Annotated in this window: 13 protein-coding genes; 7 read left to right on the forward strand and 6 right to left on the reverse strand. The window is 67.9% G+C overall.

Annotated elements, in window-relative coordinates:
- A partial coding sequence (locus tag DIE17_RS27780) for an ATP-binding cassette domain-containing protein (RefSeq protein ID WP_124921408.1) occupies nt 1-341 on the reverse strand: 341 nt, incomplete at its 3' end.
- 22 nt (nt 342-363) lie between these two features.
- Nucleotides 364-2,121, reverse strand: coding sequence for an ABC transporter permease subunit (locus DIE17_RS27785; RefSeq protein ID WP_124488434.1), 1,758 nt, complete (start codon nt 2,119-2,121; stop codon nt 364-366).
- 506 nt (nt 2,122-2,627) lie between these two features.
- Between DIE17_RS27785 and DIE17_RS27790 the strand changes: the two genes are divergently transcribed.
- Nucleotides 2,628-2,894 carry a hypothetical protein gene (locus DIE17_RS27790; protein WP_027786765.1) on the forward strand — a complete coding sequence of 89 codons (267 nt, stop codon included), beginning with the start codon at nt 2,628-2,630 and terminating at the stop codon, nt 2,892-2,894.
- A gap of 40 nt (nt 2,895-2,934) precedes the next feature.
- Here DIE17_RS27790 and DIE17_RS27795 read toward each other — a convergent pair whose 3' ends face one another.
- Together DIE17_RS27795 and DIE17_RS27800 are read right to left on the reverse strand one after the other, a co-directional pair.
- Nucleotides 2,935-4,251, reverse strand: coding sequence for an ATP-binding protein (locus DIE17_RS27795; RefSeq protein WP_124521576.1), 1,317 nt, complete (start codon nt 4,249-4,251; stop codon nt 2,935-2,937).
- Entirely contained in the window at nt 4,235-4,960 is a 726-nt protein-coding gene (locus DIE17_RS27800; protein WP_006755678.1) for a response regulator, read from the reverse strand. The genes DIE17_RS27795 and DIE17_RS27800 overlap by 17 nt, the downstream gene beginning before the upstream one ends.
- A gap of 226 nt (nt 4,961-5,186) precedes the next feature.
- Here DIE17_RS27800 and DIE17_RS27805 point away from each other — a divergent pair, with 226 nt between their 5' ends.
- Nucleotides 5,187-5,738 carry a Spy/CpxP family protein refolding chaperone gene (locus DIE17_RS27805; protein ID WP_044847746.1) on the forward strand — a complete coding sequence of 184 codons (552 nt, stop codon included), beginning with the start codon at nt 5,187-5,189 and terminating at the stop codon, nt 5,736-5,738.
- A gap of 70 nt (nt 5,739-5,808) precedes the next feature.
- Here DIE17_RS27805 and DIE17_RS27810 read toward each other — a convergent pair whose 3' ends face one another.
- Nucleotides 5,809-6,507: a pirin family protein gene (locus DIE17_RS27810; protein ID WP_124521612.1), complete on the reverse strand. Its 699-nt coding sequence runs from the start codon at nt 6,505-6,507 to the stop codon at nt 5,809-5,811.
- Between the two features lie 368 nt (nt 6,508-6,875).
- On the opposite strand from DIE17_RS27810, the gene DIE17_RS27815 reads away from it, so the two are divergent.
- The 4 genes from DIE17_RS27815 to DIE17_RS27830 all read left to right on the forward strand — a co-directional run bounded on the left by DIE17_RS27815 (nt 6,876) and on the right by DIE17_RS27830 (nt 10,078).
- Nucleotides 6,876-7,652: an ABC transporter substrate-binding protein gene (locus DIE17_RS27815; RefSeq protein ID WP_044847744.1), complete on the forward strand. Its 777-nt coding sequence runs from the start codon at nt 6,876-6,878 to the stop codon at nt 7,650-7,652.
- Between the two features lie 228 nt (nt 7,653-7,880).
- Entirely contained in the window at nt 7,881-8,570 is a 690-nt protein-coding gene (locus DIE17_RS27820) for an ABC transporter permease (RefSeq protein ID WP_044847743.1), read from the forward strand.
- Nucleotides 8,567-9,280 (forward strand): ABC transporter permease, encoded by a 714-nt coding sequence (locus tag DIE17_RS27825; protein ID WP_044847742.1) that lies wholly within the window; start codon nt 8,567-8,569, stop codon nt 9,278-9,280. The genes DIE17_RS27820 and DIE17_RS27825 overlap by 4 nt, the downstream gene beginning before the upstream one ends.
- Nucleotides 9,281-9,298: 18 nt before the next feature.
- Nucleotides 9,299-10,078, forward strand: coding sequence for an ABC transporter ATP-binding protein (locus DIE17_RS27830; protein ID WP_124521574.1), 780 nt, complete (start codon nt 9,299-9,301; stop codon nt 10,076-10,078).
- A gap of 58 nt (nt 10,079-10,136) precedes the next feature.
- On the opposite strand, the gene DIE17_RS27835 is transcribed toward DIE17_RS27830, so the two are convergent.
- Entirely contained in the window at nt 10,137-10,634 is a 498-nt protein-coding gene (locus DIE17_RS27835) for a GNAT family N-acetyltransferase (protein ID WP_124488436.1), read from the reverse strand.
- Nucleotides 10,635-10,777: 143 nt separating this feature from the next.
- Here DIE17_RS27835 and DIE17_RS27840 point away from each other — a divergent pair, with 143 nt between their 5' ends.
- The gene (locus DIE17_RS27840) at nt 10,778-11,704 is read left to right on the forward strand and encodes a LysR family transcriptional regulator (RefSeq protein WP_124521573.1); all 927 of its coding nucleotides are present in this window, start codon (nt 10,778-10,780) and stop codon (nt 11,702-11,704) included.
- The last annotated feature ends 213 nt before the right edge of the window (nt 11,705-11,917 follow it).

Here is an 11,917-nt window from a genome sequence, read left to right on the forward strand (position 1 = left end):
AGCACGGTCAGCCACGGAAACAGCGCGAAGGTCTGGAACACCATCGCGACGCCTTCGGCCGGGCCGCGCAGCGGCTTTCCGAGATAGGTCACGTCACCGCCGGTCGGCTCGATCAGCCCGGCGATGATCCGCAGCAGCGTCGACTTGCCCGAGCCCGAACGGCCGAGCAGCCCGACGATCTCGCCCTCGCGCAGCGACAGGTTCGCGTCGTCGAGCACGAGCAACTCGCCCTGCGTCTTGTTGAAGCCGCGGCAGACGTGATCGACGCGCAGGATTTCCTCACCGAGGCGCGGCGGCTGGGACGTCTGGACGGGGGCGTTTACAGCATTCGGATTGTGCATCGCGTTTCGCTCTCAATCGGTCTCAGTCGAGCCGCAGCTTCGCTTCGGCGAAGGCATACAGCGGGCGCCACAGCAGGCGGTTGAACAGGGTGACGAACAGGGACATCACGGCGATGCCCAGGATGATCTTCGGAAAGTCGCCGGCGGCGGTGGTCTGCGCGATATACGCGCCAAGGCCGTGCGCCTCGATCTTGGTCGAGCCCCACTGCACCGCTTCCGACACGATGCTCGCGTTCCATGCTCCGCCCGAGGCGGTGATCGCGCCGGTCACGTAGTACGGGAAGATGCCGGGCAGGATCGCCTGGCGCCACCACTGCCAGCCGCGGATCCGGAAGTTCGTCGCGGCTTCGCGATAGTCGTTCGGATAGGACGTGGCGCCGGCGATCACGTTGAACAGGATATACCACTGCGTGCCGAGCACGATCAGCGGCGACAGCCAGATGTCGGGGTTCAGGTGGAAGCGCGCGATCACGATCACGAACACCGGGAACAGCAGGTTCGCCGGGAACGCGGCAAGGAACTGCGCGAGCGGCTGCAGCTTCTCGGCCAGCTTCGGGCGCAGCCCGACCCACACGCCGATCGGCACCCAGATCACCGACGCGATCGAGATCAGCACGACCACGCGCAGCAGCGTGATGAGCCCGAGCGCGACGACGTGCCCGACTTCGCCCATCGTCACGCCGGTCGACACGAAGCTGACGACGCGCCACACGATATAGGCCGTGCCGAGCAGCAAGAGCGCCGCCCATGCGATGTCGACCGTGCGCGATGCCTTCTTCTCGACCTTCGGCAGCGAGAAGCGCATCGCGCCCGACAGCGGCAGGCGCAGCGGAATCCGCGCCGCCTTCGCGAAGAACCAGCCGGCCGGCACGAGCAGCTGGTGAATCAGGCGCGTGCGACGCACGAGGTCGAGCAGCCAGGATTGCGGCGCATCGCCCGATGCGGTGTTCTCCATCCGGAACTTGTCGGCCCATGCGATCAGCGGGCGGAACAGGAATTGGTCGTAGGCCAGGATCACGACCGTCATCGTCAGGATCACCCAGCCGATCGCACCGAGGTTCTTGTCCGAGATCGCCTGCGCAAGATACGCGCCGATGCCCGGCAGCGTGATCGTCTGGTTGCCGACGGTGATCGCCTCCGACGCGACGACGAAGAACCAGCCGCCCGACATCGACATCATCATGTTCCAGATCAGCCCCGGCATCGAGAACGGCACCTCGAGCTTCCAGAAGCGCTGCCACGACGTCAGGTGGAAGCCGCGCGACACTTCGTCCAGGTCGCGCGGCACCGTGCGCAGCGACTGGTAGAAGCTGAACGTCATGTTCCACGCCTGGCTCGTGAAGATCGCGAAGATCGCCGCGAGCTCGGCGCCGAGCACGCGGCTCGGGAACAGCGCGAGGAAGAACGTGACCGTAAACGAGATGAAGCCGAGCACCGGCACCGACTGCAGGATGTCGAGGATCGGGATCAGCACCATGCCGGCGCGGCGGCTTTTCGCGGCGAGCGTGCCGTACACCAGCGTGAACGCGAGCGACGCGACCATCGCGGCGAGCATCCGCAGCGTGGTGCGCAACGCGTATTCGGGCAGGTTCGACGGGTCGAGCGAGATCTTCTGGGTCTGAAGGGTCCCGATCGGCGCCATCGTTTCATGAAAGCCGACGACCGCCATCGCGATCAGGCAGATGATCAGCGGAAACGCGATGAAGTCCCACCGGTTCGGCAGGACGCGCCACGCGGACGCGTTGGCAGTCCGGTTCGGATTGAAGAATCCGACGTCCATCAGGCGCCCTCCCCGGTAAGGCCGAACGAAGCCGGCAGACGATGTTGATTCATGGCAAAGCGCACGGGCGCGGTAATTCGACGCGGTAATTCGATTGATTCACGATTTCACGCCGGCGCGAGGCGCCGTGCGTGCAAGCTGCGCCCTCCGGGCGCGGCGAGTCGGGCCGCGACGGCACGACACTACACCAACCTGTATTTCAGGTTCAACCGTCCGGGGCCGGCTCGGCTCGGCGCGGCGCGCGGGCGGCGCACGGATCGTGCCCGGCACGCGGGCGAACGGCAGGCGTGCGGTGCGGAGCAGCCCGGCCGCGGTCGTGCGGCCGGCATGCAGGCCCCGAATTATGCCGTGATCCGGGCCGGCCGGGAACCCGCCCGCCGCACACGGACACAAACCATGCAGGACGTCAGCGGACGATTGCGGCGAAGCAGGTATGATCGGGGCTAGCCCCTGGCGTCGCTAGCCCCATAGCCGCCAGGGATCGACCGACCAGCGGGAGGAAGCGAATGGCAGGAAACTTGGTGATCGTCTGCCGCGATCAGGACGCCGATGCGTTCTACGAGCTGATGCAGGAGTACGGGTCGTTCCAGACCCGGCTGTCGTCGACGGCGTGGTACCTGAACATGAACGTCGTGCCGGAATCGCTGCAGGAGGAGATCCTGGAGCGCCTCGGCCGCTATACGACCGTCTATATCTTCGAGGCCACGAGCGTGACCTACAACACCATCGACAGCAACGCCGCCGAGACGCTCGGCACGCTGTTCGGCGAATGATGCCGCGCGGCGCCTGCCCGGCAGGCGCCGCATGCGCCGCTTACGCGGCCTGGGCGTGAAGTTCGTCCTTCGGCACCACGTCGAACGGGAACGTCATCGCCACGCGCAGGCCGCCCTCGGGACGATTGCCGATCTCGCACGCCCCGCCCAGCCGCAGCACCAGCCGCTCGACGATCGCCAGCCCGAGCCCGCTGTGGCCGTTCCCGCCGCGCGCGGGGTCGAGCCGCACGAACGGCCGTGTCGCGGCCGCCAGATCGCGCGGCGCAATCCCGCCGCCGCTGTCGCTGACCGACAGCACGTAACCCGCCGGCGTACGCGCCGTCTCGATGAGCACGGGCGGCGCGCCGTACGCATGCGCATTGTCCAGCAGGTTCGACAGGATCCGGTCGAGCGTCGCGGTCGGCAGGCGGAAGCCTTCGTCGGCGGCCAGATGCGTCTGGACAGCCGGTGCGTTCGGTGCGACCGCGCGATAGCTGCGGGCGATCCGCTCGCAGGCCTGGTCGACCGGCACGGGCTCGCTGCGGTCCGCCCCGCCGTGCGCGAACACGAGGAACTGGTCGACGATGTGCGACATCGAGTCGACATCGCGCACCACGCCGTCGCGCAGCCGCGCGTCGTCCATCATTTCCGCGCGCAGGCGCATCCTGGCGAGCGGCGTGCGCAGGTCGTGCGCGACGCCGGCCAGCATCACCGCGCGGTCGCTCTCGGCCTGCGACACCTGTTCCACCATCTGGTTGAAGCCGTGCGTGAGCTGGCGCAGCTCGCGCGGGCCGCGCTCGCGCAACGGCGGCACCGGCTGGCCGCGGCCGAAGCGCGCGACCGCGCGCGCCAGCGAGCGCAGCGGCTGCTGCAGCTGCCAGGCCGCGAACAGCGCGGCGATCACGCCGGCCGAGAAAATCGTGCCGAGCCACAGCAGCATCCGGTCGAGCGAGCGCGGCGGGCGCAGCGGCTGCACCGGCACCACGATCCAGTTGCGGTCGCTCGGCTCCTTGACCCACAGCACCGGCGGATGGCCCGGCGCGCCGATCTCGACCAGCGTGCCGGGCGGCATCCGCTCGCTCACGTCGTCGCGGAAACGCTTGAGCGGCGCCGCCAGGTTCGAATCGGCGTCTTTCGGCACATCGGGACTGTCCGGCGACACCAGCCGCACCCGCGACGGCAGCGGCTGGTCGGGCGTGCGCTCGACGTGCTGGCGCACGGCGTCGACGAGGAACGCGGCCTCCTCGACGGCATAACGCGTCTGCATCTGGTTGCGCTCGAGGCGCATCGCGAAGAACCACGCGAAGTGCGACAGGAGCAACACGCCGACGACCAGCAGCGCCAGCCGCCCGAACAGCGAATCAATGGGCTTGCGCATGGGCCTCGCCGTCGGGCACGAACACGTAGCCGCGCCCGCGGACCGTCTGGATGAAGCGCGGCGTCGACGGATCCGTTTCCAGGATGCGGCGCAGGCGCCATACCTGGACGTCGATGCCGCGGTCGGTGCCGTCGTACTCGGGCCCGTGCAGCAGCTCGAGCAGCCGTTCGCGCGTGAGTGTGCGCAGCGCGTGATTCACGAAGATCTTCAGCAGCGCGAATTCGCTGCTCGACAGCGTCGCCGGCTTGCCGTCGACCGACAGCGTGCGCGCCTGGAAGTCGAGCACGAAACGGCCGAACGCGAACGGCTCGCGCTGCTCCGGCGCCGCCGCCGACGGCGTCGCGCGGCGGCGGCGCAGCACGGCCTGCACGCGCGCGAGCAGCTCGCGCGGGTTGAACGGCTTGCCGAGGTAGTCGTCCGCGCCGAGCTCGAGCCCGACGATGCGATCGACGTCGTCCGCGCGCGCGGTCAGCATGATCACGGGGATGTCGTCGCCGGCCGCGCGCAGCTGGCGCAGCGCGGTCAGGCCGTCCACGCCCGGCATCATCAGGTCCAGCACGATCAGGTCGGGCCGCTCGCGCTCGAGGCGCTTCTCGAGCGTCGCCGCGTCGTGCAGCACGGACACTTCCATCCCCTGGCGCACGAGATAGTCGCGCAGCAGGTCTCGGAGTTCTTGGTCGTCGTCGACGATGAGGATCTGGGTAGTCATGGCTCGAAGTTTAGCGCGCGAGCGCGGAGTCGAAGAACGAAACAAAGGGGCGAAAGGGTTACTGCGGGTTACGACGCAAGGGAACTGTAATGCGCCGTAACCCGGCAGCCATCCCGCGTAACACCGGCCCGAGCACGCGCCGCTAACCTGCGTCTTACCGGATGCGGCACCCGGGTCACTCCGCGCGCCGCATCGCCGGACCCTTTGGATACAAGGAGTTTCTGAAATGTATAAGAACACTTCCCGCGTGGCCATTGCGGCCGCCACCGTGCTCGCTCTCGCATTCGGCACCGCGCATGCCGCGCAGCCCAACGACATGCCGCCGCCGGGCGGCCCCGGCATGCACCAGATGCACGGCGGCCATGACGGCGGCCCGTTCGGCGTGATCATGAAGCTGCACGACCAGCTCAAGCTCAACGCGTCGCAGGAACAGCAGTGGCAGACGGCCGTCAACACGATGAAGCAGAACCATGAAGCGATGCGCAAGAGCCACGAGCAGATGCGCGAGCAGTTCAAGGCGCAGCAGAACCAGCCGATCCTCGACCTGAACGCGATGCACGCCGCCCGTCAGCAGGCCGAGCAGCAGAACGCGCAGCTGCGCGAGCAGAGCTCGGCCGCGTGGCTCGCGTTCTACAACGGGCTGAACGACCAGCAGAAGACGACGGTCAGCACCGCGCTGAAGCAGCAGTTCGCGCGGATGGAGCAGCGTCACGAGAAGATGAAGGAACGCTGGGAGCAGCACCGCGCGGCCAAGGGCGCGTCGGCACCGGCGCAGTAAGCCGGCGGGCCGCCTCCCCGGGCGGCATCGCGGGGGACGCGGGCACCCGGCCCGCGTCCCCCGTTTCATTTCAGGCGACGTCGAACAGCAGCACCTCGGCCGCCCGGCCGCGTGCGAACGCGACCGCTTCTACCCCGGCGATCCGCGCGCCGTCGCCCGCGGCCAGCGCGTGGCCGTTGACCTCCACGTCGCCGCGCACCACGTGCACATAGGTGCTGCGCCCGGCCGGCACGGCCAATGCCGCCGCCTCGTCGCCATCGATCAGCCCCGCGAAGATCCGCGCATCCGCACGGATCGACAGCGCACCGTCGTCGCCGTCCGGCGACGCGACGAGCCGCAGGCGGCCGCGCTTCTCGTCGTCGGCGAAATGCCGCTCCGCGTAGCCGGGCCGTCCGCCCCGCTCCGCCGGCTGCAGCCAGATCTGCAGCAGATGCAGCACCCGGTCGCGCGACGCATTGGTTTCGCTGTGCATCAGCCCCGTGCCGGCGCTCATCCGCTGGACGCCGCCGGCCCGCACGATGGCGCCGTTGCCGAGGCTGTCGCGATGCGCGAGCGCGCCGTCGAGCACGCAGGTGACGATTTCGAGGTCGCGGCGCGGCTGCATCCCGAAGCCGCGCGTCGGCGCAATCCGGTCCTCGCTCAGCGCGCGCAGCGCGCCGAACGGCGGATGCGCGGCCCCGGCGGCGCCGGCAAGCGCAAAGCTGTGGCTCGATTCGAGCCAGCCTTGGCGCGTGTGGCAGCGGTCGGCGGCGCGGCGGATCTGGAACATGGGGCGGGCACTCCGGCAGGCAGATATTCTTTCTTCGGGTTTACCTGCACTGTAGGGGCGTGCCGGGCGCGCCACAATCCGCCGCCCGCGCACCGCATCGTTGCACCCACGAACCCAATCGGTGTAATGCTCGTTGCGAATACCGCGATTGCCGCAACGCCCGAATCGAAGAATCGATCGGTCGCGCCGGATTGCCGTTTTCCGGGTATCGCGTTCGGGTAAAATACCGCCCTTTTGGCGTTCGCCCGTCCGGCGAGCGCCGTTGCCTGCGCGCCGAAACACGAATTTTGGCCGTCTAGAATACGCCGCGGCGCCCGGCCCGACCGGCCGCGAGCGCCTCCCCGGAAGTGAGCGACAAAAGGATGGAAATGAAGAAGGCCGCCCTGTGCGCCGCCCTCGCCCTCGTGGCGGGCAGCGCCTTCGCGAAAGAGTGGAAGACCGTGCGGATCGGTGTCGATGCCAGCTACCCGCCGTTCGAGTCGACCGCGCCGAGCGGCGAGATCGTCGGTTTCGACGTCGATCTCACCAAGGAAATCTGCAAGCGGATCAACGTGAAATGCGTGTGGGTCGCGCAGGATCTCGACGGAATCATTCCCGCACTGAAGGCGAAGAAGTACGACGTCATCGTGTCGTCGCTGACCGTCACGGACAAGCGTCGCGAGCAGATCGACTTCTCCGACAAGGTGTACGACGCGCCCGCGCGGATGATCGCGAAGGCCGGCTCGCCGCTGCTGCCGACGGTCGCATCGCTCAAGGGCAAGCACGTCGGCGTCGAGCAGGGCTCGACGCAGGAATCCTACGCGAAGGCGTACTGGGAACCGCAGGGCGTGACGATCGTTCCTTACCAGAACCAGGACCAGGTCTATGCCGATCTCGGCTCGGGCCGCCTCGACGCGACGCTGCAGGATGAACTGCAGGCCGACTACGGCTTCCTGCGCACGCCGCGCGGCAAGGGCTTCGCGTTCGCCGGCCCGGAGGTGAAGGATCCGAAGACGATCGGCGACGGCACCGCGATCGGCCTGCGCAAGGACGACACGGACCTGAAGCTCAAGATCAACAAGGCGCTGGCCGACATGCACAAGGACGGCACGTACGACCGGCTGTCGCACAAGTATTTCTCGTTCAGCGTCTACTCGGCGCGCTGAGCGCCGACAATACCGGGAAGCGGATGCGGGGGCGGCCCCGCGTCCGGCACGACAGGCAGTCAACCACGCGCCGCCCGCCCCCTCGCCCGCCGCTCGCGCGACGGGCTGGTCCGGCACCGTTGCCGGGGCGGACGGTCATGATACGTACGGGGCGTTCCGCGCAGCTTGGCGGGCGCGTCTTTCGCGGCGCACCGCGTGCGCCGTCCGGGACCACACCAGGGACCACATATGTTTCTACAAGGCTACGGCCCGCTGATCCTCGCCGGCACCTGGCAAACCGTCAAGCTGGCGGTGCTTTCGCTCGCGCTGTCGTTCCTGCTGGGCCTGCTCGGCGCGGGCGCGAAGCTGTCGCGCAACCGCTTCACGAACGGCGCCGGCACCGTCTACACGACGCTGATCCGCGGCGTGCCCGACCTCGTGCTGATGCTGCTGCTGTTCTACAGCCTGCAGATCTGGCTGAACATGGCGACCGACGCGCTCGGCTGGGACCAGATCGACATCGACCCGTTCCTCGCCGGCGTGCTCGTGCTCGGCTTCATCTACGGCGCGTACTTCACCGAGACGTTCCGCGGCGCGTTCCTGTCGGTGCCGCGCGGCCAGCTCGAGGCCGGCAGCGCGTACGGGATGACCAACTGGCAGGTGTTCACGCGGATCATGTTCCCGCAGATGATGCGCTTCGCGCTGCCCGGCATCGGCAACAACTGGCAGGTGCTCGTGAAGTCGACCGCGCTGGTGTCGATCATCGGCCTCGCGGACGTCGTGAAGGCGTCGCAGGACGCCGGCAAGGGCACGCTGCGGTTCTTCTTCTTCACGCTGATCGCCGGTGCGGTCTACCTCGCCATCACGACGATCTCGAACTTCGTGCTGATGTGGCTCGAAAAGCGCTACTCGACCGGTGTCCGCAAGGCTGACCTATGATCGAACTCATCCAAGAATACTGGCGCAACTACCTCTACACCGACGGCTTCCGGATCACCGGCGTCGCGATCACGCTGTGGCTGCTGGTCGTGTCGATCGGCCTCGGCTTCTGCCTGTCGGTGCCGCTCGCGGTGGCCCGCGTGTCGAAGAGGAAGTGGCTGTCGAGCGCCGTGTGGCTCTATACGTACGTGTTCCGCGGCACGCCGCTCTACGTGCAGCTGCTGCTCTGCTACACCGGCCTCTACAGCCTGCAGGTCGTGCGCGGCACGCCGCTGCTCGACGCGTTCTTCCGCGACGGCATGCACTGCACGCTGCTCGCGTTCACGCTGAACACCTGCGCGTACACCACCGAGATCTTCGCGGGCGCGATCAAGGCGACGTCGTACGGCGAGATCGAGGCCGCGCGCGCGTACGGGATGTCCACCTTCACGATGTATCGCCGCGTGATCCTGCCGTCCGCGCTGCGCCGCGCGCTGCCGCTCTACAGCAACGAAGTGATCCTGATGCTGCACGCGACCACCGTCGCGTTCACCGCGACCGTGCCGGACATCCTGAAGATCGCGCGCGACGTGAACTCGGCGACCTACATGTCGTTCCACGCGTTCGGCATCGCCGCCCTGCTCTATCTCGTGATCTCGTTCGCGCTCGTGTGGCTGTTCCGCCAGGCCGAGCGTCGCTGGCTCGCGTATCTGCGCCCGCAAGGCAAGTAAGTTTCCGCAGGACTATTCATGAATTCCCAGACTCAGAAGCTTTTCGTCGACGATCTGCACAAGCGGTACGGCGACAACGAGGTGCTCAAGGGCGTATCGCTGAAGGCGAACTCGGGCGACGTGATCAGCGTGATCGGCTCGTCCGGTTCCGGCAAGAGCACGATGCTCCGCTGCATCAACTTCCTCGAACAGCCCAACTCCGGCCGCATCTTCGTCGACGGCGAGGAAGTGCGCACCGCGCTCGACAAGACGGGCGCGCTGCGCGCCGCGGATTCGAAGCAGCTGCAGCGCGTGCGCACCAAGCTGTCGATGGTGTTCCAGCACTTCAATCTCTGGTCGCACATGAACGTGATCGAGAACGTGATGGAAGCGCCCGTCAACGTGCTCGGCATCCCGAAGAGGGAAGCTGAAGACCGCGCGCGCGAGTATCTCGAGAAGGTCGGTCTCGCGCCGCGCGTCGAGAAGCAGTATCCGTCGCACCTGTCGGGCGGCCAGCAGCAACGTGTCGCGATCGCGCGGGCGCTGGCGATGCATCCGGACGTGATGCTGTTCGACGAGCCGACGTCGGCGCTCGACCCGGAACTGGTCGGCGAAGTGCTGAAGGTGATGCAGAAGCTGGCCGAGGAAGGCCGCACGATGATCGTCGTCACGCACGAGATGGGCTTCGCGCGCAACGTGTCGAACCACGTGATGTTCCTGCACCAGGGGCGCGTCGAGGAAGAAGGCGTGCCGTCCGAGGTGTTCGCGAACCCGAAGAGCGAACGCCTGCGCGGGTTCCTGTCGGGCAGCCTCAAGTAACGCGCGCTCCTCCGCGTCGCACTGCACGAACGGGCGCCATGCGGCGCCCGTCTTGCGTTTACGCGACGTCCACCGGCGCGCCGTCGGCGAATGCACGCAACGCGTCGCCCGCGAGTCGGTAGCGCACCCATTCGCTCTGCGGCGCGGCGCCGACGCTTTCGTAAAAGCGGATCGCCGGCTCGTTCCAGTCGAGGACGCTCCATTCGAAACGCCCGCAGCCGGTATCCACCGCGACGCGCGCGAGCGCCTTCAGCAGCCGCAGCCCGGCGCCCGCGCCGCGAAAGCGCGGCGACACGTACAGATCCTCGAGATACAGGCCCTGGCGGCCGAGCCACGTCGAATACGAGAAGAAATACACGGCGAAGCCGGCCGGCTCGCCGTCGACCTCGCAGATCAGCGCACGCGCGGGCGAACCTTCGCCGAACAGGCTGCGCTCGAGCGATGCAGGCGTCGCGACCACTTCATGCTCCGCCTTCTCGTAGATGGCGAGCTCGGTGATGAAACGCAGGATCTGCGGCACGTCGGCGACGGTGGCCGAACGGATGTCGATTTGCACGGTGGGGAGCCCTCCTTCGGCCCGGACTGAAAACGAGATGCGGCGGCGCTCGCTCGCGCAATCGCGCGTGACGCCGCCCGGATCGACATGCTACGTTCACGAAACAACTGCAGGAAGTGCAGTTTCTTCATCCTGACATGAACATGATGCATCCAGAGCTGCGCCGTCTCGACCTGAACCTGCTGCTCGCGTTCGACGCGCTGTACCGCCACCGCTCGGTCGCCGCGGCCGCGCACGAGCTGGCGATGAGCCCGTCCGCGCTCAGTCACGCGCTCGCCCGATTGCGCGAAGCGATCGGCGATGCGTTGTTCGTGCGCCTCGGCAACGAGATGCAGCCGACCGTGCGCGCCGACGACATCGCCACCTGGGCCGGTGATGCGCTCGACACGATGTCGAAGGGGCTCGCCCGCGCACGCCGCTTCGATCCCGCGCAAAGCGACCGCACGTTCGTGTTCGCCGCGAGCGACTACACGGCGTTCGCCGTGCTGCCGGCGTTGCTCGCGCGTATCGAGCAGGTCGCGCCGCGGCTGCGGATCCGCGTCGTCCACTCCGACCGGAAGATCTCGATCGACGAACTCGCGGCCGGCCGCATCGACTTCGCGCTCGGCTATCACGAGGAGTCGGCCGCCGACGCACCGGGCATCGAGGATTTCGACTGGTTTTCGGACGACTACGTGGTGATCGCGAGCGCCACGCATCCGGACATCCGCCGCCGGCTGACGCTCGACCAGTACCTCGCGGCACGCCACGTCGTCGTCACGCCGTGGAACGAGTCGCGCGGCGTCGTCGACTACGTGCTCGACCGGCTCGGCCTCACGCGGCAGGTCGCCGTGCAGTTGCCGAGCGTGCTGGCCGCACCGTTCGTGATCTCGGAATCGGCACTGCTGATGACGGTGCCGAACCGTGCCGCGCAGGCGCTGCGCCACGCGGCGCCGATCCGCATCTTCCCCGCGCCGTTCGAGATCCCGCGCTACACGGTGAAGGTCTACTCGCACGCGAAGCATGCGCGCACCGACGCGCACCGGTGGCTGCGCGCGCAGCTGCTCGACGTCCGGCCGACGGGCGGTTGAGTTCGACGCTCCGGTGCGGCGCGCGGGGCGCCCGCCGCACCAGCGTTTCCGGCGCCCGGGCGGCGGCGGACCACCGCCAACTCATTACGAAATACTTACCAATTCCGCGCGTCCGGCGCTTACGCTCGCGCCCCGGCAACGTCAATAGTGACAATCCTTGACCCACCGGCGCCGAATCCGTGTCTCCCTTGTCTCACAAGGGTTTTCCGGGAA

The sequence above is a fragment of the Burkholderia sp. Bp9099 genome (assembly GCF_003857805.1).
Taxonomy (GTDB): Bacteria; Pseudomonadota; Gammaproteobacteria; order Burkholderiales; family Burkholderiaceae; genus Burkholderia.